The organism is Myroides sp. 1354, from assembly GCF_030324495.1.
In the GTDB taxonomy this organism is placed as follows: domain Bacteria; phylum Bacteroidota; class Bacteroidia; order Flavobacteriales; family Flavobacteriaceae; genus Flavobacterium.
Map to the genome: position 1 here is coordinate 1,348 of NZ_JACAGN010000012.1, position 26,013 is coordinate 27,360.

Annotated in this window: 21 protein-coding genes; 8 read left to right on the forward strand and 13 right to left on the reverse strand. The window is 35.6% G+C overall.

Going from position 1 to position 26,013, the window contains the following annotated elements:
- Positions 1 to 163 precede the first annotated feature (163 nt).
- The gene (locus HX004_RS12310; protein ID WP_286442854.1) at positions 164 to 874 is read right to left on the reverse strand and encodes a YebC/PmpR family DNA-binding transcriptional regulator; all 711 of its coding nucleotides are present in this window, start codon (positions 872 to 874) and stop codon (positions 164 to 166) included.
- Between the two features lie 99 nt (positions 875 to 973).
- Positions 974 to 2,056, reverse strand: a complete 1,083-nt coding sequence (gene gcvT, locus HX004_RS12315; protein WP_286442855.1) for a glycine cleavage system aminomethyltransferase GcvT — start codon at positions 2,054 to 2,056, stop codon at positions 974 to 976.
- 242 nt (positions 2,057 to 2,298) lie between these two features.
- Here gcvT and HX004_RS12320 point away from each other — a divergent pair, with 242 nt between their 5' ends.
- Complete coding sequence (locus HX004_RS12320) at positions 2,299 to 2,604, forward strand: DUF6804 family protein (RefSeq protein ID WP_286442857.1); 306 nt, start codon at positions 2,299 to 2,301, stop codon at positions 2,602 to 2,604.
- A gap of 524 nt (positions 2,605 to 3,128) precedes the next feature.
- Here HX004_RS12320 and HX004_RS12325 read toward each other — a convergent pair.
- The 7 genes from HX004_RS12325 to HX004_RS12355 form a co-directional block, all read right to left on the reverse strand.
- Positions 3,129 to 5,666 carry a heavy metal translocating P-type ATPase gene (locus HX004_RS12325; protein WP_286442858.1) on the reverse strand — a complete coding sequence of 846 codons (2,538 nt, stop codon included), beginning with the start codon at positions 5,664 to 5,666 and terminating at the stop codon, positions 3,129 to 3,131.
- 518 nt (positions 5,667 to 6,184) lie between these two features.
- Positions 6,185 to 6,880: an RluA family pseudouridine synthase gene (locus tag HX004_RS12330; protein ID WP_286442859.1), complete on the reverse strand. Its 696-nt coding sequence runs from the start codon at positions 6,878 to 6,880 to the stop codon at positions 6,185 to 6,187.
- 77 nt (positions 6,881 to 6,957) lie between these two features.
- The gene (panB, locus tag HX004_RS12335; protein ID WP_286442860.1) at positions 6,958 to 7,776 is read right to left on the reverse strand and encodes a 3-methyl-2-oxobutanoate hydroxymethyltransferase; all 819 of its coding nucleotides are present in this window, start codon (positions 7,774 to 7,776) and stop codon (positions 6,958 to 6,960) included.
- 58 nt (positions 7,777 to 7,834) lie between these two features.
- Positions 7,835 to 9,010, reverse strand: coding sequence for an SH3 domain-containing protein (locus HX004_RS12340; RefSeq protein ID WP_286442861.1), 1,176 nt, complete (start codon positions 9,008 to 9,010; stop codon positions 7,835 to 7,837).
- Between the two features lie 1,453 nt (positions 9,011 to 10,463).
- Positions 10,464 to 10,760, reverse strand: coding sequence for a hypothetical protein (locus HX004_RS12345; protein WP_286442862.1), 297 nt, complete (start codon positions 10,758 to 10,760; stop codon positions 10,464 to 10,466).
- Positions 10,760 to 10,981 (reverse strand): hypothetical protein, encoded by a 222-nt coding sequence (locus HX004_RS12350; RefSeq protein WP_286442863.1) that lies wholly within the window; start codon positions 10,979 to 10,981, stop codon positions 10,760 to 10,762. The genes HX004_RS12345 and HX004_RS12350 overlap by 1 nt, the downstream gene beginning before the upstream one ends.
- Before the next feature lie 369 nt (positions 10,982 to 11,350).
- Positions 11,351 to 12,775: an L-serine ammonia-lyase gene (locus HX004_RS12355; RefSeq protein WP_286442864.1), complete on the reverse strand. Its 1,425-nt coding sequence runs from the start codon at positions 12,773 to 12,775 to the stop codon at positions 11,351 to 11,353.
- 401 nt (positions 12,776 to 13,176) lie between these two features.
- On the opposite strand from HX004_RS12355, the gene dnaK reads away from it, so the two are divergent.
- Entirely contained in the window at positions 13,177 to 15,075 is a 1,899-nt protein-coding gene (gene dnaK, locus HX004_RS12360) for a molecular chaperone DnaK (protein WP_286442865.1), read from the forward strand.
- A gap of 181 nt (positions 15,076 to 15,256) precedes the next feature.
- Here dnaK and HX004_RS12365 read toward each other — a convergent pair whose 3' ends face one another.
- Both HX004_RS12365 and HX004_RS12370 read right to left on the reverse strand, forming a co-directional pair.
- Positions 15,257 to 16,714: an aminotransferase-like domain-containing protein gene (locus HX004_RS12365; protein ID WP_286442866.1), complete on the reverse strand. Its 1,458-nt coding sequence runs from the start codon at positions 16,712 to 16,714 to the stop codon at positions 15,257 to 15,259.
- A 44-nt stretch (positions 16,715 to 16,758) separates the two neighbouring features.
- Entirely contained in the window at positions 16,759 to 17,724 is a 966-nt protein-coding gene (locus tag HX004_RS12370) for a hypothetical protein (RefSeq protein ID WP_286442867.1), read from the reverse strand.
- 295 nt (positions 17,725 to 18,019) lie between these two features.
- On the opposite strand from HX004_RS12370, the gene HX004_RS12375 reads away from it, so the two are divergent.
- Positions 18,020 to 20,020 (forward strand): M4 family metallopeptidase, encoded by a 2,001-nt coding sequence (locus HX004_RS12375; protein ID WP_286442869.1) that lies wholly within the window; start codon positions 18,020 to 18,022, stop codon positions 20,018 to 20,020.
- Positions 20,021 to 20,069: 49 nt separating this feature from the next.
- Here HX004_RS12375 and HX004_RS12380 read toward each other — a convergent pair whose 3' ends face one another.
- Positions 20,070 to 21,134: a nucleoid-associated protein gene (locus HX004_RS12380; protein WP_286442870.1), complete on the reverse strand. Its 1,065-nt coding sequence runs from the start codon at positions 21,132 to 21,134 to the stop codon at positions 20,070 to 20,072.
- 57 nt (positions 21,135 to 21,191) lie between these two features.
- Positions 21,192 to 21,737: an IS1096 element passenger TnpR family protein gene (locus tag HX004_RS12385; protein WP_286442871.1), complete on the reverse strand. Its 546-nt coding sequence runs from the start codon at positions 21,735 to 21,737 to the stop codon at positions 21,192 to 21,194.
- A 225-nt stretch (positions 21,738 to 21,962) separates the two neighbouring features.
- Here HX004_RS12385 and HX004_RS12390 point away from each other — a divergent pair, with 225 nt between their 5' ends.
- The 5 genes from HX004_RS12390 (at position 21,963) to HX004_RS12410 (ending at position 25,900) form a co-directional block, all read left to right on the forward strand.
- Entirely contained in the window at positions 21,963 to 22,145 is a 183-nt protein-coding gene (locus tag HX004_RS12390; protein WP_286442872.1) for a hypothetical protein, read from the forward strand.
- Positions 22,135 to 23,478 carry a histidine kinase gene (locus HX004_RS12395; RefSeq protein ID WP_286442873.1) on the forward strand — a complete coding sequence of 448 codons (1,344 nt, stop codon included), beginning with the start codon at positions 22,135 to 22,137 and terminating at the stop codon, positions 23,476 to 23,478. The genes HX004_RS12390 and HX004_RS12395 overlap by 11 nt, the downstream gene beginning before the upstream one ends.
- 8 nt (positions 23,479 to 23,486) lie before the next feature.
- Positions 23,487 to 23,873, forward strand: coding sequence for a hypothetical protein (locus tag HX004_RS12400; protein WP_286442874.1), 387 nt, complete (start codon positions 23,487 to 23,489; stop codon positions 23,871 to 23,873).
- Complete coding sequence (locus HX004_RS12405; protein WP_286442875.1) at positions 23,845 to 24,606, forward strand: LytR/AlgR family response regulator transcription factor; 762 nt, start codon at positions 23,845 to 23,847, stop codon at positions 24,604 to 24,606. Before HX004_RS12400 ends, HX004_RS12405 begins: the two co-directional genes overlap by 29 nt.
- Before the next feature lie 148 nt (positions 24,607 to 24,754).
- Positions 24,755 to 25,900: a TlpA disulfide reductase family protein gene (locus HX004_RS12410; protein ID WP_286442876.1), complete on the forward strand. Its 1,146-nt coding sequence runs from the start codon at positions 24,755 to 24,757 to the stop codon at positions 25,898 to 25,900.
- Positions 25,901 to 26,013 lie beyond the last annotated feature (113 nt).

Here is a 26,013-nt window from a genome sequence, read left to right on the forward strand (position 1 = left end):
AGGAAAGAGGAAAGAGGAAAGAGGAAAGAGGAAAGAGGAAAGAGGAAAGAGGAAAGAGGAAAGAGGAAAGAGGAAAGAGGAAAGGGGAATGCTCACCATCTCAACCAACCAACAAAAAAAAGCTTCCTTTTGGAAGCTTTTTTATATATTTAGAAAAAAGAGATTACGCCATCGTTGTAAAAACGTTTTGAACGTCATCGTCTTCTTCAATTTTGTCTAATAATTTTTCAACATCTGCTTGTTCAGCTTCTGACAATTCTTTAGTAACTTGTGGAATACGGTCAAATCCTGAAGATAAGATTTCAATATTTCTACTTTCTAATTCTTTTTGGATGGCTCCAAAGCTTTCAAAAGGAGCATAAATCATTACACCATCCTCATCTTCAAAGATTTCGTCTATACCAAAATCGATTAACTCCAATTCAAATTCTTCTAAATCTCTATTGACGTCTGTCGGTATTCTGAAGTTACAAGTATGATCAAACATAAACTCTACTGAACCTGAAGTTCCCAAAGTACCATTGCATTTATTGAAGTAACTTCTAATGTTAGCAACTGTGCGGTTATTGTTATCCGTAGCACATTCAATTAAGAAGGCAATCCCGTGAGGACCATAGCCTTCAAAGATTACTTCTTTATAGTTTTCAGTGTCTTTATCAGTAGCACGTTTTATTGCACGCTCAACGTTTTCTTTCGGCATATTTGCTGCCTTAGCGTTTTGCATAACTGCACGTAAGCGAGAGTTTGTTTCTGGGTTAGGTCCACCTTCTTTAATAGCCATTACAATGTCCTTACCAATTCTCGTAAACGTTTTTGCCATAGCAGACCAACGTTTTAGCTTACGTCCTTTTCTAAATTCAAACGCTCTTCCCATAATAATTTATAACTTGATTTAATACTGCAAAAATAAAAGATAAAAAAAATATATCATAAAAAAGAGGGGCTTATTTTAAGCCCCTGATTTTTGATTCAATTATTTCTTGTAAAACGGTGTTTTTACCACTTTTGCTTCAATATCGTTTTTTCTGATTCGAATGTAAATTGCACTTCCTTCAGCTGCATGGTCTAAAGTTATATATCCCATTCCGATTCCCTTTCCTAAAGAAGGTGACATCGTTCCGGAAGTAACTTTTCCAATTACTGCTCCTGAAGCATCAACAATTTCGTAGTCGTGTCTTGGAATTCCTTTTTCTACCAATTCAAATCCTACTAATTTGTTTTGTAATCCTGCTTCTTTTTGAGCTTTTAAAATATCTGCACTGATGAAATCTTTTGTGAATTTAGTCACCCATCCTAATCCTGCTTCTAAAGGAGAAATTTCGTCGTTTAGTTCGTTACCGTATAAACAGTATCCCATTTCTAAACGTAAAGTATCACGCGCTGCTAATCCGATAGGTTTGATTCCCCAATTCGCACCCGCTTCAAATACTTTGTTCCAAATCATTTCGATATCTTCGTTTTTCGCGTAGATTTCAAAACCTCCAGAACCTGTATAACCTGTTGCAGAAATCACTACATCCTTTGCTCCAGCGAAGGTATCAATTGTGAAGTTGTAAAATTTAAGATCTGTTAAGTTTACTGAAGTTAAGCTTTGCATTGCTTCAACCGCTTTAGGTCCTTGGATTGCTAAAATAGAATAGCTGTCAGATAGGTTTTCAAGCGTTGCATTTACCTCATTGTGTTGGTTAATCCACGCCCAATCTTTATCGATATTCGATGCGTTTACCACCATTAAGTATTCGTTCTCGTTTACTCTATAGGTAATGATATCGTCGATTACTCCTCCTTTTTCATTTGGAAAATAACAGTATTGTGCTTTTCCATCTACTAAAGTAGAAGCATCATTTGAAGTAACTTTTTGGATTAATGGCAAGGCATTCGGTCCAGATAATTTGAAAATTCCCATGTGAGATACATCAAATACCCCTACACCGTTTCGTACTGTCTCGTGTTCTGCATTTACACCTTCATATTGAACAGGCATTGAGAATCCTGCAAATGGAACCATTTTAGCTCCTAAACCTTCGTGAATGTGATTTAAAGTTACTTGTTTCATCGTGTTGTATATCAATTTTAATAATAGCGCTAAAGTAAACTAATTTTATTGGATTTAAAAGCAGGAATTTATATTCAATAAAAGCATATTGATTTTGTGATATTTACACCTTAATTAAGATAAAGTTTAATAGTCTTCGAACTATTTGTGTATTTTTTTTGAATTTTTGAAAACTTCTGTAGAGCTTGGTTTTCAGCTTGTTAGGTTGTATCTTTGCGGTATATTTAAAAAGAAACAAAACTATGGAAAAAGGATTGAAAATAGGCGCAATGCTATTGTTATTAGCAGGTATGCTAAGCTTGCCAAAAGATTTTTATGAATTGACAAAATTCATCTTGATTGCATTATTCGGTATCCTAGCTTACAATTCACATGTGGAGGCAAATATTAAAGGTACTGGGCTTTATGTTGCTTTAATCATTTTGTTTCAACCTTTCGTGCCAATTCCATTTGGAACTACAGTTTGGATGGTTATTCACGGTGCAATTATAGCATTTTTAGCTTTTACTTTATTTGCTCCTAAAAGTAAGCTTCGCAAAGCTATTTAATGAAAAGTTAATATACAAGAAATATTTATAAAATTTTAGTCTATCCAAAATGCTTGGGTAGACTTTTTTTATGCTGCTAATCCCAATCAAATCAAGGGATACGAATCTAGAATTAATGTTTTCTAGTAAACGTATTGAATTCGTTAGCTTAAAATGGTTTATTCAGTATCTTTTATTAATATTTAGATATATTATTAATTTTTGTATTAAAATGTTTGATTATTGATTTTTTTTAGTATATTGCATAGGGTAAATAAATGTATTACTGTATTTTTTATTAGTTGTTAAAATTAGTATTCAATCTTTCTTCTTACTTTGTGGGGACTTGGTTTAAGAGTAAAATGAATACGAAAGAAATTAAAAAGGGTTGCTGTGAAGCAACCCTTTTTTTGTTATCGGTTGACAGTTGATGGTTGTACGTTGTTTGTTGATGGTTATGAATTATCGGTGATCGGTTATGAAATCAACGAACAACGAACAACAAACAACAGACAACAATCAACAATCAACAATCAACGTACACCTCACAATTTCGTATTCTTCAAGCGCAGTGAATTGGCAATAACGGAAACAGAGCTAAAACTCATGGCTAAAGCAGCAATCATAGGTGAAAGTACAATTCCAAAGAAAGGAAATAAAATACCTGCGGCAATGGGAATACCAATACTGTTGTAAATAAAGGCAAAGAATAAATTTTCTTTGATATTCTTCATTACGTTATGGCTGAGTTGAATCGCTTGTGGAATCTTATCTATCTCTCCTTGTAAGAGTGTGATTTCTGCACTTTCAATGGCTACATCCGTTCCTGTTCCCATGGCAATTCCAACATTCGCTTGTGCAAGGGCAGGAGCATCGTTGATTCCATCTCCAGCCATAGCGACAATTTTGCCTTCTTCTTGTAGTTTCTTGATCGCATTCAATTTGTCTTCGGGGAGTGCTTCCGCAAGAAATGTATGAATGCCCAATTGTTTAGAAACGGCTTGTGCGGTATTGTGATTATCTCCGGTAATCATAATGACCTCAATGCCTTGTTGGGCTAGTTTTTGAATAGTTGTAAAGCTTGAGGCTTTGATTTTATCGTGCATCACCACATAACCAACAACAGCTTGATTATCGGCTATGTAAGATATTGTTTTTCCTTCTTTTTGGATGGCTGTTACTTCAGTTCGTAAAGCATCGCTAATGGTTGCATTCAACGATTGCATTAAGGCAGCATTTCCCAATGAAATACGCTTTTTATCTACCACACCTTGGATTCCTTTTCCAGTTACACTGGCAAACATTTTGACAGGAGTCAACCCAATGTTTTTATCCTTAGCCGTTTGTATAAAAGCCAAGGCTAAGGGGTGTTCGCTATTTTGATTTAAGGAAGCCGTGAGATGCAATAAGGTTTCTTCGTTGTACTCTGTTTGGGTAGCGACAATTTTTTCGATTGAAGGTTTCCCTTCTGTTAAGGTACCCGTTTTGTCTGTAATCAATACGTTGATTTTATTGGCTGTCTCTAAGGCTTCTGCATTTTTGATGAGAATTCCATTTTGAGCTCCTTTGCCAATTCCCACCATGATTGACATGGGAGTGGCTAGTCCTAAAGCACAAGGACAAGCAATAATCAAAACCGCTAATGCATTGATAAATGCATAGGCCAATTTCGGCTCGGGACCGAAGAATTTCCACAAAAGAAAAGTTACAATCGATACGAGAATTACCGTTGGAACGAAATAAGTAGATACTTTATCGGCCAATTTTTGAATAGGTGCACGAGAGCGACTCGCATTGTTCACCATGTCAATAATTTGCGAAAGTAAGGTGTCTTTGCCTACCTTTTCCGCTTGCATGATAAATGAGGTATTGCTGTTGATTGTTCCAGCAACTACGTTGTCGTTTTTTGTTTTTTCTACGGGAATAGGCTCTCCTGTGATCATCGATTCATCAATGGTAGCATGACCTTCAAGGATAATCCCATCCACAGGAATTTTCTCTCCTGGTTTTACGCGTAGTTTATCGTTTTTGAGAATGGCTTCAATCGCCACTTTCTCTTCTGTATGATCATCGTTGATTTTAGTGGCTTCCGTAGGGGATAGTTTCAATAGTTCTTTGATGGCTGAATTCGTTCTACTGTGTGCCTTAGCCTCCATTACTTGACCCAACATTACCAGGGTTAAAATTACGGCTACCGATTCAAAATACAAGTGAATCCCGTGCTCTCCTCTAAAATCCTCAGGGAATAAATTGGGAAAGAATAGAGCAACTACGCTGAAAATCAACCCAGCAGCTCCACCCAATCCAATTAAGCTAAACATGTTGAGATTCCACGTTTTAAAAGACACCCAAGCACGTTGAAAAAATGTCCAACAAATATATACTACGGGAAGGGTAAAGAGTAATTGCAAGTAGTTGTTGAGGTGCATGGGAATAACTTTTCCAATTGGATCTCCTGGTAACATGCTTCCCATAGATAAAATAAAAACGGGTAGGGTGAATAGAATCGCGTATTTTAATTTGCGCAACATATCAGGATAGGTGGTGTCTTCAGGTTCTATGTGTACGGTTTTAGGCACTAAGTCCATCCCGCAAATAGGACAAGATCCTGGTTCAGTATAGGTTTTATCGCCTTCACATAACATCGGACAATAATATACCGTTTGTTCGATTTTAGCTGCTGGAATTTGCTCTAAATTCATCCCACATACCGGACAACCCACATTGGTGTCGTATACTTTGTCTCCCTCACATAGCATCGGACAGAAATACTTACCCGCTTTATCCATCATATCGGATGGAATCTCTTGGTGAAAATGATCTTCTTCACCCAATTCTACTGGAGGGAGTATTTCTTGTGTACCATCTTCTTTAGTGATTATTTCTTGTAAAATGTAATTTCCCTTTTTTAGCAAGGCTTTTTGAAGTGTAAGTGTATCAATATCGTGGTGTAAATCTAAATCAGCCTGTTCCTTTTCTAAAGAAACGGTTGCTTGAATACCATGTATTTCATTTAACGTGTTTTCTACTTTGGTTCGACAACCATTGCAGCTCATTCCACTTACTTTGTATATCTTTTTCATGGGATTTTGTGTTTTAAACACACTAAGTTCGGTTTTTTTTATGGATGAGGAGTTACATAATTTTTGGAAAGGGTTATATTATTTTAGAGAGAAGAGAGAAGAGAGAAGAGAGAAGAGAGAAGAGAGAAGAGAGAAGAGAGAAGAGAGAAGAGAGAAATCGAAACGCAGTGAAGATTCATCGAACACTAAAACAAATCGTAACGCAGTGGAGATTCATCGAATACCAAAACAAAACATAAACCTAATGAGATAAATGTAAAATAGGTGAGATAAAGAGGATCGTAGGGGCACAGGGTACTGTGCCTAATAAAATGAAATATTTTTTTTAAAACGAATTTCTACAACTTCACAAAAAAGCGAAAAAACAAAAAAAACCTTACAAAAAAAACAACCCCTACAAAGGATTGGCTTTCTTTTATTGATATTCTTCCGTTAACTGTACCAAAGAATCTCCCCTTTAATCGAGAATTTTACTTCTTTCCTCTCTCTCCTTTCCTCTTTCCTCTTTCCGTTAACTGTTAACTATTTATCGCATCCCAAATCACATCTTGAGGAGTTGGAGCTACAATCGTCAAAATCTCTTTTGTTACAGGGTGTGTGAACGTTAAGGATCTTGCATGTAGGTGAATACCTCCATCGGGATTACTGCGATCGGCACCGTATTTCAGATCCCCTTTAATCGGGCAACCGACTGCTGCTAATTGGCAGCGAATCTGGTGATGACGTCCCGTGTGTAGATCAATTTCCAAAGCAGAATACGATTTCAATTGATGAAACATGCGATAGGTTAATTTTGCTTTTTTGCTATTGGGAACCTCTTTATTATGTGCTTTAGAGGTATTGTTCTTTGGGTTTCTCACCAAAAAGTGTTCTAAAGTATCTTCGACCTTTGGTGGAGCATCTTTTACCACCGCCCAATAGGTTTTTTTAGTTTCCCTATTTTTGAATGATTCATTCAAACGCGTTAAGGCTTTAGATGTTTTAGCAAATACTACAATGCCTGAAGTAGGGCGATCTAAGCGATGAACTACACCTAAATAGACTTCTCCTGGTTTGTTGTATTTGTGTTTTAAATATAGTTTAATAATCTCACTCAAAGGCATATCGCCCGTTTGATCGCCTTGAACCAAATCGCCTACGCGTTTGTTGATGACAATAAGGTGATTGTCTTCGTGTAAGATTTGTAAATTATCTGGAGTAGAAACAACTTTCATACGATGAATTTTAAAACAAAAATATCCTTTTAAATCTAAAAGGATATTTTTGAAGGTATATTTTGTAAAAAAACAGTTTAGTACTGTTCGTTTTCATTGGGGAAATCTACTGCTTTTACATCGTCAACATATTGTGCAACAGCTTCTTTCATTTGGTCGAAAATGTTTAAATAACGACGTAAGAATTTTGGGTTGAACTCATGGGTTAATCCAATCATATCATGGATTACCAATACTTGTCCATCTACGCCATTACCCGCTCCAATACCAATTACAGGAATCGAAATGCTTTCGGCTACTTTTTTCGCTAAAGACGCTGGAATCTTTTCTAATACAACGGCGAAACATCCAATTTCTTCCAACATTTTAGCGTCTTTCATCAATTGTTCTGCTTCTTCCTCTTCTTTGGCTCTAACCGTATACGTTCCGAATTTGTAAATCGATTGTGGCGTTAAACCCAAATGTCCCATTACGGGAATACCTGCTTCTAAGATGCGTTTGATTCCTTCTTTAATCTCAATACCTCCCTCCATTTTCACGGCATGCGCACCACTTTCTTTCATGATTCGAATCGAAGAACGCAACGCCTCTTTAGGATCTGATTGGTAAGAACCAAAAGGTAAATCAACTACAATTAAAGCGCGATCTGCACCTCGTACAACCGATTGTGCATGGTATATCATTTGGTCTAGTGTGATAGGTAATGTCGTTTCATGTCCAGCCATTACATTACTAGCTGAATCTCCAACTAACATTACATCCACTCCACCAGCCTCTAAAACTTTGGCCATTGAGTAATCATAACAAGTAAGCATTGATATTTTTTCTCCATTGGCTTTCATATCAATCAGCGACTTAGTGGTCACTTTTTTATAATCTTTCTTTGCTACTGACATTGTTGTTTATTTTGTAATTCATTGTAAAAGTAGAGTAAAAAGACTTGAAATAAAAAAATTAGCAGTAATAAATCAATTCTACTCTCAATAATTCATTATTGCGGAACTCAAAACCATAGAGAACATCCTCTACGGCTATGTAGTAGGTGTGCTCTAATGGATCAATAGTCGTGATTAATCCCTTGGCTAATTTTAAGAACATCGTTTCCGTTGTATATTGTTCCAATAGGTGATTATCTAGGATAAAACCATTTTTGTTGAGCATGTCCATTTTTCTCACTTTATAGGTGTGATCAATGTCGTGTGTAATAAATTCAGCCGAGTTAAAGAAGGAATTGGATTCATAATCCCCCAAGGCACAATCTTCTAAATTAGCAGATTCATCAATCGGATAGCCTAAATAGTTGTGAATCCAATTGATATCAAAACCATCTAGAGGTTCTACTTTTCCGTTTAAAGCAAAGCCAAATTGTTTTTTCTTGATCATTTTATTCACTTTAGAAGAATCACCTACTTTAGGCATGGCTTTAAAAACTTCCAATTGCATTTTCAACAGTTCTACTTTTTCTGTTTCATCCTGTTTGGTTGCAAAATCGATGTAAAGCTGCATGGCTTTTTGCGTGGTTGCATCCTCGCTATTCCATCCCAATTCTAAGATGCGTTCTGCATATTTGCGTTGCTCGCCCACTTCAGTGGCTGCTTTATACGCTTGGATTAATTCACTCATCACAGGGCGTTCTCCTAGATATTGTACAGAGACGTATCCGTAACCTTCTTTATACGAAATAGGGACCCATGCGTTTTTGTCATAAGGATAAAACTCAATAGGTACAGCTGTTCCGATTAACACTGTACCCAATACACTAGCGGTGCTACTTGGGTATTCACGCACTTTTAATCCCGCTACTGTAGTAAAAAGGTGAGGAGATCCATAGTATTCATCCATTTCGATGATGGGAGCTGGTGCTTCAGGAGAATCTTCCGTATAGTATTCTTTTAGGTTTTGGGTATCTACAATGTAGAGGGGATTTTCATAATCGCGGTCAATTTGCACCAAGCGTTTGTTGATCTTTTCGTAATAAGAAAGATGTGCATTGGAAATAAAGATTCCCGCTTTTTGGGTAGCGGCTTTGTCTTTGTACGCTTCTGTAGGCTTGTTGGTGTATAGGGTTGGTGATTGAGCTACTGCTTGTAAGGAACAGCAGATTAGCAAGGCTTGAACGAGTGTTTTCATACGGTGTTCTATTATTCAATATCGTTAATTGAGGACGCAAAATTGAGGAAAAAAACAATGCTGAAAATAGAAAAATGCATGGGAAGGCTGAAATTCACTATTTCTGGGGAGAATTGAATTCTCGTTTGACTAGGTTCTAAATAACTAATAAGATACTTACAATCAGTACGGTAATATCGTTGGTCTTATCCAATATGTCATTTCGACGAAGGAAAAATCGTAGTGAATCTTCACTTCGTTTCGATTTGTACTTTGTTTCGATTTTCGCTGCGTTCCGATTTCACCACCTCACCATCCTAACTCTCCTAAACCAAGTTACCCAACGCTTACTGTATCCTTTAATCGAAAGAGTTGTCAAAAAAGCGAAAAAGCAAACAACAAAAAAGCAAATCGGAGATTCACCTCTCACTGATAATCGCATGAAACAGCTGAAATAGTCACATGAAATTTTTTTTAATTGTAAGATATTTTTTTATCTCTTGTATTGTTTATTAGTTTATAGTTTATTATGTTTTAATAAGTGTATCACTACTTGTACACTACTCGTGTCACTACTCGTATCGCTTCTTGTTCACTACTTGTTCACTACTTGTTCACTACTTGTTCACTACTTGTATCATTATTGCTACTAGTCATACAGATTGCGGAACTCTTGCTTTTTTATCTAAAGAAGCCATCACTAGGTTGTTCTATCCATATTTTGAATGATTAGCTTGGTAGTGAATAAATTCATGTACCCCGTGATTACTGAGAATTTTTTGTGATCTATTAGACCTTCGTTATGGGTTTGTTATACCTTCCTTTGGTGTTTGTTTGGTAAAAGGCCCTAAAACCAAACAAACACCAAACAAACACCAAACAAACTACAAATTAACTTTTGTTATTATGCTGATTATTAGTTGGTTGTGTTTTTTTTATTCAGGGCAAAAAAGGAAATTTACACCTTTGTTTTCCCTGAAATGGAAGAATATGGAAGGGGGGTGTTGTACAGTTGTTTTTGTTTTTTTAGTATTGCAAGGAGAATGATAGTGAAGGTAGTTACGATGTATACCCTCAAAAATTAGAAGTCATCGAGTAAACGGTACAATCATGGTTTAGTAAATAAAGTAACAAAATTAGTTATTGAAGGAAGTATTGGTACTAAAACAAAAATCATTGAAAGCAAGATAAAGAGTTCGTGTAAGAAATAAACTGAGGTATGATAAATTATAAATTTTTATTAATTGGAGTTGTTTTTGCAATAGTGGGGATAATACCAATTGTTCGAAATAAATTCTATAGGTTAAAAGAGAAGGATATGTTATGGGCAACAGGAGACTCTCCTTCTCATCTCATCTCATCCTTTTCTATTCATTGATATTTAATCATGTCATAGGTCAATTGCCATTGGCCTCTACGCATTTCATCGTTGCAACAACAAACAACCCACAACCTCACAAAAAACTGCATTCATTTAAAGCCAGTTTTCTTTTGGGTTTAAATGTGTAGAAAGTACTGCATAAACATGTATTTCTTTTTTTATTTCATCTACTTTAAAATGAATCATGTACTTAAAATCCTTTAAAGGTAAGCAGTGGATATCTTTATAACGAATTTGAAAATGTGGATTTTGTTGTAAATTACTTAAAGCTTCTCTGTATTGTTCTAAAAACTTTTTACCCCAACCTTTTCTTTGGGTATTTAAATAATTTTTAGCATCTCTCAAATCGCCTCTAACATTGGGATCGGCAATAATGATATACCCCTGCATTATTCGTTCTCTAATTCGTCTAACATCTCAAAAGCATCCACAGGTTTATTCCCTTCTTTTACACGTTTTAAAACAAGATCTTGATGCTCTTGTGATACTCCCTCAGTATCCTGTTTATGTTTAAATGTTAAAAAATCAATATAGCGTTCTACTTCTTCCAAAAGAGTTTCGGGAAGTTGTTTGAGTTTAGCGTTTACCTGTTTTATGGTTGTTGTATTCATAAGTTATCAAGTGAATTGTTTTACTTCCGTTTTGTTTTCAAAACATCAAGAAAAGTCTGAATCCAATGTTTTTCCTGAAATTGTCAGATCAGCATTTCATCCATCAATAGATATTGATATAGTAACAAATTTACACTTTTATGAGACTAGTTAAGCAGTATTAAAAAAATAATTCATAGTTGCTAAATTAGTGAACGGTTTACAGTAAACGGTTCACAGTGAAATTTGCTCTATAGTACCCACAACATTCAACCCACAACATTCAACCTACAACCTCACAAAAAAGCAAAAAAACAAAAAAAAACCACCCCTACAAAGGGATGGTCTATCTTATGAATATTTTCCGTTAACCATTAACTGTAAACCACTCTAACAATCCGATAAGTTTACCGCTACAGCCAATCCGCCTTCTGAAGTTTCTTTGTATTTGTTGTTCATGTCTTTGGCAGTTTCCCACATGGTGCTCACTACTTTATCTAAAGGTACTTTTGCATTTTTAGGATCTGTATCCAAGGCTAATTCTGCGGCGTTAATTGCTTTAATAGCACCCATGGCATTTCTTTCAATACAAGGAATTTGTACCAATCCACCAATAGGGTCACACGTTAATCCCAAGTGGTGTTCCATGGCAATTTCAGCAGCCATCATCACTTGTTCCGGGCAACCGCCCATCAATTCACATAGCGCTCCCGCAGCCATGGCACTAGAAACGCCAATCTCTGCTTGACACCCACCCATGGCAGCCGAAATAGTCGCTCCTTTTTTGAAGATACTCCCTATTTCTCCTGCAACCAATAAGAATTGTTTGATTTCTTTTTCTCCCGCTTTGTGGTTCTCAATTACGAGGTAATACATTAATACCGCTGGAATAACACCTGCACTACCATTCGTAGGAGCAGTCACCACGCGTCCCAAAGAAGCATTAACTTCATTAACCGCAAGGGCAAAACAGCTTACCCATTTTAGAATTTGACGGAAGTATACTTTCGTTTTGCGAATTGTGCCCAACCACTCTTGAGGCGTCGTATAAGGCAAATCGCTCTTTAAATTTTGATGCGAATCGTATGCACGTCTACGAACATTTAATCCACCAGGTAAAACCCCTTCGGTGTGACAACCAATGTACATACATTCTAACATGGTATTCCATACGCGCATTAATTCACGGTGAATTTCATCCTCTGTACGCAAAGCCTTTTCATTTTCATATACCAGTTGAGAAACCGTCATATTTTGTTCTTTGCAATACGCTAAAAGCTCCGTGGCCTTGTCAATAGGATAAGGAAAACTCGCTTTAATTTCATCGTTCTTCTCGTTGGCTGCATTTTCCTCTTTCACTACAAACCCTCCACCAATGGAGTAAAAAGTAGAAGAATAAGTCTCTCCTGATTGGGTTTCAACTGTGAAAGTCATCCCATTGGCATGAAACGGCAAAAAGTTTCTATTGAACACAATATGGACTTTGGGGTCAAAAGTAATGGGCAATTCAGCCCCTAGAAGTAAAGATTTTGAGGTATTGATTTCGGTTATAATAGAACCGATATTTTCTACGGGAACGTATTCTGGATCTGCACCGCTTAATCCCAGCATCACGGCTAAGTCTGTGGCGTGTCCAACGCCAGTAAGAGAAAGCGAACCAAATAAATCTACGGTTAGATTTTGTACTTGGTTAAATAGTTGACGTTCTTTTAGTTCTTTCAAGAAAAGCTCTGCGGCTCTCCAAGGACCTAATGTATGTGAGCTCGAAGGTCCAACGCCAATCTTGAGCATATCAAAAACAGATATACATTCCATAATATTGCATGATTTAATCGTTACGAAGATAAGTAAAAACTGTGGAGTCACAAATGGAGAGCGGGGATTTAACGTATAGGGTGTTTAAAGTTCTACCGCTGAGAATCCACTATAAAATTAGAAGGAAATAAAGGGAAAATTGAATAATATCTAATCGTATTGGCATAAAAGATAAGAATACTAGGGGGAAGGTTGTCATGAAAACTGACGAAAGGATAGGGAAATAGGAGATGAATGACGGGTTGAGTGACAAAGTGACACGCTGTAAAGGTGATTTTTACAAAAAATAAGTCAGAAATGGCAAATATTGTTCTTGGCACAAAGATTGACTAATAGTAAGCGAGCCTGAGGTTCAAAAAAGGAAATCAAATAAAGTATAAAAGATAAACGATAAACATATTATGAGTAAAATAATTGGTATTGACTTAGGAACTACGAACTCATGTGTTTCTGTAATGGAAGGGAACGAGCCAGTAGTAATCACGAATGCAGAAGGAAAAAGAACAACACCTTCAGTTGTGGCATTTGTTGAAGGAGGAGAAATTAAAGTTGGTGACCCGGCGAAACGTCAAGCGGTAACTAACCCTACAAAAACAGTAGCGTCTATCAAGAGATTCATGGGTGAGAAATTCAGCCAGATTCCTGGAGAAATTACAGCTGTACCTTACAGTGTAGTGAAAGGAGATAACGATACCCCTCGCGTTGATATTGACGGACGTTTATACACACCGCAAGAAATTTCTGCAATGACTTTACAAAAAATGAAGAAAACAGCAGAGGATTTCTTAGGACAAGAAGTAACAGAAGCTGTAATTACTGTACCAGCATACTTTAATGACGCACAGCGTCAAGCGACAAAAGAGGCAGGTGAAATTGCAGGATTAAAAGTAAGACGTATCATTAACGAGCCTACAGCGGCTGCATTAGCATACGGATTAGACAAAACAGGAAAAGATCAAAAAGTAGTCGTATACGATTTAGGAGGAGGTACATTTGATATTTCAATCCTAGAATTAGGAGACGGAGTATTCGAAGTATTATCGACAAATGGAGATACACACTTAGGAGGAGATGACTTTGATAACGTAATCATCAACTGGTTAGCAGAAGAGTTTAACAGCGCTGAAGGTGTAGATTTACGCAAAGATGCTATGGCATTACAACGTTTGAAAGAAGCTGCTGAAAAGGCAAAAGTGGAGTTGTCTTCTGCAACACAAACAGAAATCAACTTACCTTATATTACAGCTACAGCTTCAGGACCGAAACACTTAGTACAAACATTAACAAGAGCTAAATTTGAGCAATTGTCTGATGATTTAGTGCGTCGTTCTATGATTCCTTGTGAGAAAGCATTAAAAGATGCAGGATTGTCTAAATCAGATATTGATGAAGTAATCTTAGTAGGTGGATCTACTCGTATCCCAAGAATTCAAGAAGAAGTAGAAAAATTCTTCGGTAAAAAACCACACAAAGGAGTGAATCCAGATGAGGTAGTTGCGATTGGAGCTGCTATTCAAGGTGGAGTATTAACGGGAGATGTAAAAGACGTATTGTTATTAGACGTTACACCACTTTCATTAGGTATTGAAACAATGGGAGGAGTAATGACGAAATTAATCGATGCGAATACGACAATTCCAACGAAGAAATCACAAGTGTTCTCTACAGCTGCAGACAACCAACCATCTGTTGAAATCCACGTATTACAAGGAGAAAGACCGATGGCAAATGACAACAAAACAATTGGTCGTTTCCACTTAGATGGTATTCCACCTGCACAAAGAGGGGTGCCTCAAATTGAAGTAACATTCGATATTGATGCCAACGGAATTATCAAAGTATCTGCTACAGATAAAGGAACAGGTAAATCACATGATATTCGTATTGAAGCTTCATCAGGATTGACAGAAGAAGAAATCGAAAGAATGAAAAAAGAAGCAGAAGCAAATGCAGATGCAGATAAAAAAGCAAAAGAATCAGTAGATAAAATCAACGAAGCTGATGCAATGATTTTCCAAACAGAAAAGCAATTGAAAGAATTTGGAGATAAATTGTCAGCAGCAAATAAAACGGCGATTGAAGGTGCTTTAGAGGAATTGAAAAAAGCATACGAAACAAAAGACGTAGCTACAATTACTCCTGCTTTAGACAAAATCAATGAGGCTTGGAAAGCAGCTTCAGAAGAGATGTATAAAGCACAAGCGGAGTCTCAACAAGGAGGTGCACAAGAAGCTCAACCAAACCAAGGAGGTGGAGATGCTGAAGGTCCTCAAGATGTAGAGTACGAAGAAGTAAAATAAGAACCCTAAAGTTTTTATAGTTATAATGGAAGAACCGAGTCATTGTATGGCTCGGTTTTTTTTATTTCGTTCGATGATGAGATAGAAGTAAATTTTGCAACTTCACAAAAGTGTAAAATCATGAAGTTGCCCTTTGCTAGATTCTCTGCAAAGCACAAACCTCACAAAGCACAAACCTCACTTATTCCATACAAGCTTGATGAAAAATAGACACGCAATGCTCCATTTCTTCCAAAGTTAGATGCGCAAAACCAAGGCGTATTCCCGTAAGGTTTTTGCTTTGGTACAAGAGTGTAGTCGGAATATACAAATCATGAAGCAGGCATAAGGTGCGTACCCGCATTAAGTTTACAGGGGTGTTGAATGTAACCCAAATGGCCAAATGGCCTTCTGGAACAGAAAATTGAATTTGATCGCCAAACAATTGTTGAAGTAACTGACAAAAATAATCCCTTCTCTCTTTGTAAATCTTGTTTACTTTAACCTGATGACGAAATAAAATCCCCTCTTCAATGAGTTCTGTTAAAGCATGAGCGGTGAAGTAATTTTTGTTTTCTTCTATCAATGCTTGGTGTTTTTCCAACTCGCGAATTAGATTTTCTGGTGCGAGAATGATGCCCGTACTAAAGTCTGAAGCTATAGATTTTCCAATGGAACTTAAATAAATCACTCGTCCTGAGGAATCACTGCTTACCAAAGGAAGTGGGGGATTGCTGTTGTAGTGAAAATCAAAATGCGAATCATCCTCAAGGAGGATAAAATGATACTGTTGTGCGAGTTGCAGTAATTTTACTCGTTGTTGGATGCTTAGCGTATGTGTTGTAGGATATTGATTATTGGGCATAATATACAACAAACGGATAGGTGTGTGCAGGCAAATCTTTTCTAAGGCATGTAAATCAAGGCCTTCCCGGTTGAAAGGAATGCCGTGTAAATGAGCACCGGCTTGCTGTAAAATGGCATTGCTTCTATAGTCGCTATAGGCAGCGATGGCGACGTGATCTCCAGTTTGTAAAAGCAATTTCGCACAGAGGTATAAGGCTGTAGTTGTGCTTTGTGTAATCAGGAGGTTAGCGGGTTTCGCCTGAATATTTCGCGTTACATTTAAATAATTAACCACCTGCTTTGCATAAGCCCTTTGTTGCTTGGGATTGTAGGGATCAAAATATTTTAAGTGCTGTTTTCGCTTGAGATTGGCACTAAAAATTGAGGCTAACTCTTCTTGTAATCCCAAGCGGATATCAGAAGTGCCATCCGTAAAAGAGTAGGTGCAGTTGTGCTGATGATTCGGTAGATCCAAGCGATTGTCCACTTGAAAATCATAAGCTGTAACAGCTGGAAAAGCATGAGTTTTGGTTTGAACTTGATTCTTTTTTTGTTGAACAAAAGTTCCTTGATTGGGGTAACTTACCAACCAACCTTGGGCGATGAGTTCATCAAAAGCAGCAATAATCGTATTGCGATTGACGGCTAATAACGCTGCTAATTTTCTACTTCCTGGTAATTTAGTGTCGATTGGAATGATATTGCGCTGAATCGCATTGCTAAATTGATTGGAAATTTGCATATAAACAGGCGTGTTAGACGCTTTGTCTATCTGAATTAACCGATTGTATGGTATTTTAAATGATTGTGTCATGAAGCAAGGTAAACCAAAATCAAGAGTGACAAAAATAAGGATTATCAATCGATTATTTGCCTTGCTTGTAAAAGGTTTTCCACTTGAAAAGTATAACAATATTGCGGAATACTTCGAGCACCAAAACTCTCTTTCCAATATAGAAGCCCCTTATTTAATTGTTTGGGACTCCAATGACTACTGCCAAAATCAAAATAGCGAACCTTCCCTTGGTAGGTTTGAATCAAGCTGTAAATTAAATAATCCAAAGCGCCTTTTTTATTGTCTTCTTCTTTTCCAGCAATATATTGTAAATGAACAACATGGGGGGTGATGAAAAGGGTTGTTCCTCCAACGAGTATTCCATCAGTATTGTATACATTCATTTGTTTGATCGATTGAGGAAATGCCTGTATTAACTGCTCTATTTCATCAAGAGTATGTACGGGATTTACTTGATAACGATCTTGTAAACGAGGGGTTAAAATTTCTTGCCAAAAGGCTTTTGGGGATTGATCTTCTTGAACCGAATATCCCTCATCGATTCCCTTTTGAATCATGCGTTTGCGATTGGTGTTTGGGAATAGTGGAGTGGTGCAATCAAGTGTTGAAAGCAATTGTACATGCTGGGTTGCTTGTAGAACATTAGCTACAAAGGGGAGATGACAACTCAAGCTGTGCTGATAGATAAAGGGAATTTCATTGAGTACAATTGCTTTAAAGTGATTTGATTTACAATAGTTTGCCAAGGCTTCTAAAAGAGTTAAAAAAGTTTCTGTTCGAAGGGAAGCTAAATGAATGATCCCCCCGTAACTTAATCCAAAGTGACTACACAAAACACCGTCATTCGCATGAGCGGGTAGAATAGCTATTAATTGGTTGGTTTCATAGAATAAAAGGGAATGATCGCGATAGCGATCACTGTGGTAATCCATAAAGTTTCTGTGAAACAAAAAACTAGGGTGATTGGTTTGTTCTACAAAACAATTCCACTCCTCTTTATTGCTCGAATTGTAAAGTTCTACTTTCAAATGACAAAGGTTTTATCCATAAGGAAACGTAATTATAGGGAGATAAAACTAAATTCGAAAGCTTTAAAGTGAAATAAAATGTTAAATAAAGATTTTATTTTTTACTTTTTACTTTCGTTTTTAAACAGATGTATTTTAAAAATTTGATTTAATGTTTAAATAGGAGTTGAAATGGAAGACAGGAAGTTTAAATGGTGTTAAATATTTAGTTATCCTGTTTTGTTAAATAATTATTAGGTTATTTTTGGTATATTTCGGAATAATTTAAACCAAATCTAAATAGCCCATATAACCCATGAAAAAAAAATACCTAAAACCCCTTTTTTTGTATGCTGCTTTGGCCTCTTTCCTCGTTACGGGAAATGGATATGCGAGCATTACTAATGATCATTTAGGAGTTGCTGTAGAGGTTTATGCTACAGATCTACCTACTTATAAGCCCCTCAATAGTTTTGGTTCATTTATTATTCGAATGGACCAAAAAAGCAAGCTAACAGAGTCGGAATTTTTAGCAAAAGCGAATGAATTTTTTGGACTTCCTGAAACCAATACTTTTGAATTACGCAATAGTTATACAGATGCTCGTGGTGCTGTACACAATACCTATCAACACTATGTTGGAAAGTATCCTGTAGATGGACAGATGTTTATTGTACACAGTAAGAATGGAAAGGTAACTTCGGTTAATGGAACCATTATTAATATAGAAAATAAAAAGAGTGTATATAGTTTGCGTGCAAATGTAAATCGCAAACCTGCAATTTCAAGTGAAGATGCGGTAAATATTGCATTTAAAGTGAATCAAATTGCCGTTAATTCTATAGCGGATCACGAGGTTCAAACTGTATTTGCGCTAGCTGCAAAAGAGGAAGGGGTATTCGTTTTAGCTCATAAAGTTAGAGTAGATGAAATTTCTTCAAAGCGAGTAGTGAGCAAAAACGTTTTTATTAGTGTTGAAAACGGAGAAGTAATTAATGAAGTATCTTTAATTGCTCATGCTAATGTTCAAGGAGTAGGAAATGGACAGTATCGTTCGAATTTACCCTTGGGATTAACTGAGGTTAATGGAGGCTATCAATTATACGATAACGAAAGAAAAATAACTACCATCGATGCGAGAACGATGAATGATGAAGATGATTTCTTTTATGGTAGAGGACCTGTATTTCAAAATGCAACAACTACTTTTCCAAAAAGTGCAGCGAATGAAGTGCACTGGGGATTAGCTAGAACATACGATTATTACAAAGAGATTCACAATCGCGATAGTTATGATAATAGAGGTACTCCTCTTAAAGCGTATTATGATCCCGTATTTTTAGATAATGATGGACAATCAGGACTTCCTGAGAATGCTTATGCAATGCCTTATGGAAGAATGAGTCATATGGTATTCGGTCGAGGAGGTAACTTTTTTAATCCTTTGGTAGCGATTGATGTTGCTGCTCACGAGTTTTCTCATTTAGTTATAGAAAATAATGGGAATGGAGGATTAAGATACCAAGGAGAGTCAGGAGCTTTAAATGAGGGATTCGCTGATATTTTTGGTGCATCTGTAGAACATTATGCTGTAAATGATCCAGATTGGTTAATTGGTAATGGTGTTGTAAAAGGTAGTATTATGCCTTTTATGAGAGACATGCAAAATCCAAAAAACAACCGTCAAGGGGGGAAACAACCGAATACGTACAAAGGAGAACATTGGGCTAATACAGGTCAATGGGCTGAAGATAATGGTGGAGTTCATACGAATAGCGGTGTGATTAACTATTGGTATTATTTGGTAAGTGAAGGAGGATCTGGAGTAAACGACAAAGGGGATGATTATGTAGTCTCTGGTGTTGGAATCAAAAAAGCAGAAAAAATTGCTTATGCAACCCTACTTGGGCGCTTGACAAGTAACGCTCAATACATTGATGCTGTAAATGCTTCTCTTGTGGCAACAGAAGAATTATATGGAGCAGAATCAGAAGAGTATTTTGCAGTATACGATGCTTGGTATGCAGTAGGTTTTGGAGAACGCCGTCCGAATATGGGAGTAGAAGATTTTGAATTGGCAGAAGAGGTATTTAGCTTATATCCAAACCCAGTTACAAATGGTGAGCTAACTGTACTAACGAAAGACGATAAAGGAATTGTTACTTTCTACAATATGGCTGGACAAAAAGTGACCCGCGATTTCACTGTAGAAAAAGGAGAAACTAAATTGAGTATTCCTCAATTGAAAACAGGAAACTATATCGTAGTCTATGAAAGTAAAGAAAGAAAGATTTCAGAAAAAATCGTAGTAAAATAAAAGCATAAAAAAACCGAGACTATAAGTCTCGGTTTTTTTATATAGGCAATTATGATTTTTGCTCTTTGTTGAAATATACCAAGTAATAGTACATTTGTTTTTCTTCATCCCATCCTTTTTCTACAAATTTATCTGCACTTTCAGGATTGATAAAGTCCAATTTAATCTGAATATTCGTATCTAAATTAATCACATTCTTAATCTTTTTACGCGCATCAGAAACAGCGTTATTTGCAATAGGGAAGGATGTCGTATCCTCAATGCTGTATTTTTCCCCTTTGTCTACTTTGTAATTTTTAAACTCAGAAATTAAATCTGGATTGTCAATTACTTCATTTAAGAAATTCGTTTCTTCAAACTCATCATTTTTAGCAAAATAGTTTACAGAACGATTCATGAACATCACTTCTTCTTTCTTATCTTCTGCTGGTAAAACTACATCTTTTGCGAAATCTTGACAGAATTTCAAGTATTTTTTCGTCATAAAAGCCTCATCTTGGAAGATGTCAACACTTAAAAAGTGCTCCAACCAATAACGAGCATCATAACGGTTGCTATCAATCGTTAGGATTTTGTATCCTTCTTCTTTTTTGTAATTAAAAATAATACAACCTTTATCTAACTTATTCAAGTTAATTCCCTGTTGTAAAATCATTTCTAAATTTGAACCATTTTCTTGAAACTGTAAGAAATCAGATTTAATTTCGCTCTTGAAAATACCAATTGCATCTACAATATTGTTATCAATAGAAGTATTTGTTAAATAAGTAACATAAACTTCTCCATTTTTGATGTGAGGATGATTGGATTGTTCAAATAAGTGTTTGGTTATCTTTTGAGAGATCTCATGTGCTTTTTCAGAAGAAGGAGCATTAAATAAATCTGCTGCATAGTTAAACATATCGTTGAATTCTAAATCAACATCATGAACAAATTGAAAATAACTCTCCTCTTTCTCACGGAAAGGCTTGAAGAAATACTCTTTTAATAAAGGAGCAATTTCATCGTTTAAGCTATAAGGTTCATCTGATAAAAAGATGGCTTCGTTTCTACTTTTATTTCCAACTCGGTGGATAGATAAAGTTTCTACGTGTGCATTAAAAAGGTTGATCATAAGATTTAAATATGTAGTAGATCCTTTATAGATCTGTTATTTTTATAAATAAAAAAATTAGTTCCAATTGTCCTCACCATAGTCTGTAAAGCTATCATCGCCTTCAAACATATCGTAATCTTCCTCGTCGTAATCATCGTCAAAGTCTCCAAAAATATCGTCGTTCGATACTGGGTCAGCAGAGAATGATTTGGTGGGAATATAGTCTGGTAAAATTCCGTGAGAGAATAATAATTCAGGATATAAAGCGCCTGGTTCTTCTTCCTCAACAGCAGCTAATTCAACGAAGAATGTCCACATATTAAGAAAATCATACACATAGATGATTTTGGTTTGATCTTCGTCTAAAACAGTATTAATAGGTGTTGATCCCATTGTCTTTCCTGCATCTTGATCATCGCTCATATCAAAAAGAGAAATCTCCTCTTCTTGTTGAGTCCAGCTATCATCACAAGCATAAAATGAAGCTGCTTCCATACCATCAAAGCCGAAAGCATTCACAATAGCATTGTGTAAATCTTCTAGTGAATCGTCTTCTAAAATAGCAATATCGCGAAAAATATCTTCCTCAGTATCAAGGATAACTCTGAATTTATAAACCATAATTTTTTAAACCGATTAGAAATGCAAATTTATAATTATTATTAAGTCTTTGGGTATAAATCAGGTCTTTTTATTAACAGTTGATGCATCCTCTTTCTCTTACTTGGAAATCAAAACTTTACTGTCTTTTACAATTCATCCTCCTAAAATTACAGTTCATCCACTCTTATTTTTATCCTTTTTCAAATCTATTCATCTTTGCCATGTAAACCAACCAAAATACCTATGAAATTTATATTTTTGATTATTGTAATGTTGACACAATTTGCCTTTCAAATGGGATCGTTTTGGTCTGCTAACCCATCATATACACAAGAAGATACGAGCAAAGTGATTTCAACTGAAAAAGACGAAGCAGAAATACCTTCAAAGCGAATTAAAATAGATAAGAAGAAAAATGAAAAATAATTACTTTAAACTCGTACTTCTAGCCTTTATCGTATTCATCCTCTTTACCAAGGTGCTCAAACTGCGCTTTATGGATTTGTCCTTGTTTTTGGGATATCTCGTTTCTTTTGTCGGGATTATTGTTTTAGTCAATCAATACTGGAAAGAAAACTATTGGAAGAAGTTTGCGGAATCGTTAGATGGTAAGGAAAATAGCGTCCATAAAGTAACCGCCATTGTAACGGCTATTAACTTTGGGTTTATTTGGATGATGTGTTTAGCACTAAAGATTTTTGACGTACACTTTATAGGGAATAGAACCTTCTATTATTTTATGGATTCGAGTAGTTTTAGTGCCATTTTTAGTACCGCTTTCTTCTTTAGTATTCTCGTCTATATTTATTACTATACTTATTTTACATCCTTAGACAAACGATTGAGTATTAATGAACAAAAGGTTATTACAGGAAGTGTTTCTGCTCAATTTGAAAGTTTAAAAAACCAACTTGACCCTCATTTTCTGTTTAATAGCTTGAATGTACTCAATGCTTTAATTGAAGAAAACCCAGAAAAAGCACAAGAATTTACCAGTGGTTTGTCTAAAACCTATCGCTATATCTTGGATCAAAAAAACAAAGAATTAGTACCTTTAGAAGAGGAGTTAGATTTTGCTCGCACTTATATTGAATTGCTACAAATGCGCTTTGAAGAGAGTTTAACCTTCGAAATTGATCAGGAAATAAAACAAGAAGGAGCCAAGGTTGTTCCCTTGTCTTTGCAATTGTTGTTAGAAAATGTAATCAAACACAACAAAGCAACGTCTGCTAAACCTTTACATATCTTAATTAAACAGGAAAGTGGCTATTTGGTGGTCGAAAACAATTTGAATTTGCGTCAAGTCAATGAAGATCGCAAGGGGATTGGATTGACAAATATAGCAGATCGCTATGCCTTGTTAACGAATAAACCCATTAAAGTAGACCAAACCGAAACAACATTTACTATACGAATCCCTATATTAACTAAAATTATTGAACCTATGAGAATTATTGACGTGCAAGAAAACGAACAAGAAATATTGATTCAAGCAAAGAAAAACGTGGAGAAAATTAAAAAGTTTTACGCTCATCTTACGATGTATATTATGGTAAATACTTTTTTAATTGTATTGAATATGATGACAAACTCAGCCTTTATGTGGAGTTTAATTGTCGTTTTTTCTTGGGGAATTGGCCTCGTTGCGGATTGGATGAAGACTTATAATTACCATCTATTCTTAGGGAAAGATTGGGAAGACCGAAAAATCCGAGAATATATGGAGCAGCAAAATAAGCGTAGCAATAATTGGAAATAAAAGAAGGAATGAATTTTTATACCAAAGAAGTAGAACAAAAGTATTGGAACTACAAGCGAAAAAGGATTAATTATCGAAATAGTATATGGGTTCAAGTAGTACTGTGCTTGGTATTTACAGGAGTTATGGCCTATCAGCAGTTTGTAGGAATTGAAGGCGTTCGCATTGGGATTCATTCGGATACTTATAAAAGCTCAGAGCGAATGTTTTATGAATTACCTTTGTGTTTGTTCTTGCTGGTTGCTGTACAATTTATTTTTTACTACGCAGAGCGAATACCTTTCTTGTCGAATTGGCAAGATTACTTGGAACGCAAGGAGTTTGATCGATTAAAGAACACGTATGAATATCAATTGAAACTAAAAAATGAAACCACTTCGAATTATCATTATTGAGGATGAAAAACCAGCAGCGCGTTTGTTGGAACGAAAAATTGAGAAACTGGGATACCAAGTGTTGGATAAACTGACTAGTGTAGAGGAAGCGGTTCATTGGTTTCAACAACACGAAGAACCAGATCTGATTTTTTTGGATATCCAATTATCCGATGGGTTGTCGTTTGAGATATTTGATCAAGTAGTTGTAAAAAGTGCTATTGTTTTTACTACGGCTTATGATGCATATGCCTTACGCGCTTTTAAATTAAATAGTATAGATTATCTATTAAAGCCTATTGGTGACACGGACCTGAAAGGAGCTATTGATAAATTTAATGAACAACGTGCCTCTTTCTTTGCTTTTACGGAACAATTGAATTTGTTTAAATCTTTTTTGTCTACTGCACCCAAAGAAAGCAAAGAACGTTTTTTAATTAAAATTGGTACACAATTGAAAATTGTACCTATTGGAGAAGTAGCTTGTTTCTATAGTACAAACAAAATTACCTACCTCAAAACCAAAGAAGGCCGAGATTATATTCTCGATTACTCTTTGGATGAAATTGAAAAGACGATTGAAATAGAACAATTTTTTCGCATTAGTCGCAAACACATTGTAGCAGTAGACTCCATTAAAGAGATTATTGCCTATAGTAATTCGCGTTTAAAATTGAGCTTACAAGTTGATTTTGAAGAAGAATTGATTGTTAGTAGGGAAAAAGTTAACGATTTTAAGCTATGGCTAAGTTAATAGTTTTATTATTTTATTGAAAAAAACAACGAAAATTCAAATATTCTTGATGCAAGAGGAATATTAACGAATTTATTAACGCAACTTCTTTTTGATATCTTGATTTTATTAATACTTTTACAAGGACGTAAAATTATAAATTATCAATATGAAAAAATTAGCAGTTGTTTTGCTAGCCTTGGGAATGTTTTCTTGTAAGCAAAATAATACAATAGAGATTACTACGAAAGATGTAGCTGATGATACAAAAGTAGAAATCATGACTTCAGAATTAGGTAATCCTTCTCCAACTGTTGTTTATACAGGAACTGTCAAAGGAAATAAATTGGTTTTTGAGAATCCATTTACTGAATTCGAAGAAGCTTATATGGTGTTAGGCGGAGAAATGCAAAACAATGTGTTTTTCATTGGAGAACCAGGACATATTACTATTTCAGTAACGAAAGATCAACCAACAGAAACCGTATTAGGTGGAAGTGAGAATAACCAAAAGTTACAGAAATTACAAGATGAAGTAAAACCAACGGTTACAAAATTAAGAGCTTTTATTGATGAAAATCAAATGACTTTAATGCAATTAAGCCAATCTACAGATGAGGCTGATCGCGCTAAATTTGAGGCTCTTCAAAATGAGTATAAAGGATACATTGACAGTATCAATGATGTGTACACTAAACATCAAAAAGATAATGCAAATAACGCTTTTGGATTGTTGTTGCTTTCTCAACAAATGATGTCTGCTCAAGACGGTGAAACGGATTTCGTAAAAGAATTTGACAAGTTTTCAGTTGAATTAAAAGAATCAAAAGTTGGAAAGAAAGTAGATTCTATGCTTAAAATGATGGGCTTGACAGAAGAAGCTGCAGGTTTAAAAGTAGGGGATATCGCTCCTAACTTTACAAGCAAAACACCAGAGGATAAAGAATTGTCATTAGAAGAATTCAAAAAAGGAAAAAAATTAGTTTTAATTGATTTCTGGGCTTCATGGTGTGGTCCTTGTCGCGTTGAAAATCCAAATGTAGTTAAATTATACAATGGATTTAAAGACAAAGGATTAGATATTATTGGAGTTTCTTTGGATAAAGAAAAAGATAAATGGTTACAAGCAATCGAAAAAGATGGTTTAGTTTGGGGGCAAGTGTCTAACTTACAATTCTGGAATGACGAAATTGCTGCGGAATACGGCGTGAAAGCGATTCCAGCAAACTATTTAATCAATGAAAAAGGTGAAATCTTAGCAATCAATTTATATGGTGAAGAATTGTACCAAAAAGTTGAAGAGCTATTAAAATAAGAAGAATTACGTCTTTATAAAGGGATGAAATCAAAAAAGCAACAGTTTTACTGTTGCTTTTTTTTATGCCTAATAGTGTATTAAAAAAGAGAAGAGGGGGAATTTGGAATAGT

Excerpts from the sequence above, each read along its gene's own strand:
- HX004_RS12320 (WP_286442857.1), top strand. The coding sequence starts at position 2,299 with ATGGAAAAAGGATTGAAAATAGGCGCAATGCTATTGTTATTAGCAGGT.
- HX004_RS12365 (WP_286442866.1), bottom strand. The coding sequence starts at position 16,714 with ATGACACAATCATTTAAAATACCATACAATCGGTTAATTCAGATAGAC.
- HX004_RS12375 (WP_286442869.1), top strand. The coding sequence starts at position 18,020 with ATGAAAAAAAAATACCTAAAACCCCTTTTTTTGTATGCTGCTTTGGCC.
- HX004_RS12345 (WP_286442862.1), bottom strand. The coding sequence starts at position 10,760 with ATGCAGGGGTATATCATTATTGCCGATCCCAATGTTAGAGGCGATTTG.
- HX004_RS12355 (WP_286442864.1), bottom strand. The coding sequence starts at position 12,775 with ATGGAATGTATATCTGTTTTTGATATGCTCAAGATTGGCGTTGGACCT.
- HX004_RS12325 (WP_286442858.1), bottom strand. The coding sequence starts at position 5,666 with ATGAAAAAGATATACAAAGTAAGTGGAATGAGCTGCAATGGTTGTCGA.
- HX004_RS12395 (WP_286442873.1), top strand. The coding sequence starts at position 22,135 with ATGAAAAATAATTACTTTAAACTCGTACTTCTAGCCTTTATCGTATTC.
- HX004_RS12410 (WP_286442876.1), top strand. The coding sequence starts at position 24,755 with ATGAAAAAATTAGCAGTTGTTTTGCTAGCCTTGGGAATGTTTTCTTGT.
- HX004_RS12380 (WP_286442870.1), bottom strand. The coding sequence starts at position 21,134 with ATGATCAACCTTTTTAATGCACACGTAGAAACTTTATCTATCCACCGA.
- HX004_RS12330 (WP_286442859.1), bottom strand. The coding sequence starts at position 6,880 with ATGAAAGTTGTTTCTACTCCAGATAATTTACAAATCTTACACGAAGAC.
- HX004_RS12310 (WP_286442854.1), bottom strand. The coding sequence starts at position 874 with ATGGGAAGAGCGTTTGAATTTAGAAAAGGACGTAAGCTAAAACGTTGG.
- HX004_RS12385 (WP_286442871.1), bottom strand. The coding sequence starts at position 21,737 with ATGGTTTATAAATTCAGAGTTATCCTTGATACTGAGGAAGATATTTTT.
- panB (WP_286442860.1), bottom strand. The coding sequence starts at position 7,776 with ATGTCAGTAGCAAAGAAAGATTATAAAAAAGTGACCACTAAGTCGCTG.
- HX004_RS12340 (WP_286442861.1), bottom strand. The coding sequence starts at position 9,010 with ATGAAAACACTCGTTCAAGCCTTGCTAATCTGCTGTTCCTTACAAGCA.
- HX004_RS12400 (WP_286442874.1), top strand. The coding sequence starts at position 23,487 with ATGAATTTTTATACCAAAGAAGTAGAACAAAAGTATTGGAACTACAAG.
- HX004_RS12350 (WP_286442863.1), bottom strand. The coding sequence starts at position 10,981 with ATGAATACAACAACCATAAAACAGGTAAACGCTAAACTCAAACAACTT.
- HX004_RS12405 (WP_286442875.1), top strand. The coding sequence starts at position 23,845 with ATGAAACCACTTCGAATTATCATTATTGAGGATGAAAAACCAGCAGCG.
- gcvT (WP_286442855.1), bottom strand. The coding sequence starts at position 2,056 with ATGAAACAAGTAACTTTAAATCACATTCACGAAGGTTTAGGAGCTAAA.
- dnaK (WP_286442865.1), top strand. The coding sequence starts at position 13,177 with ATGAGTAAAATAATTGGTATTGACTTAGGAACTACGAACTCATGTGTT.
- HX004_RS12390 (WP_286442872.1), top strand. The coding sequence starts at position 21,963 with ATGAAATTTATATTTTTGATTATTGTAATGTTGACACAATTTGCCTTT.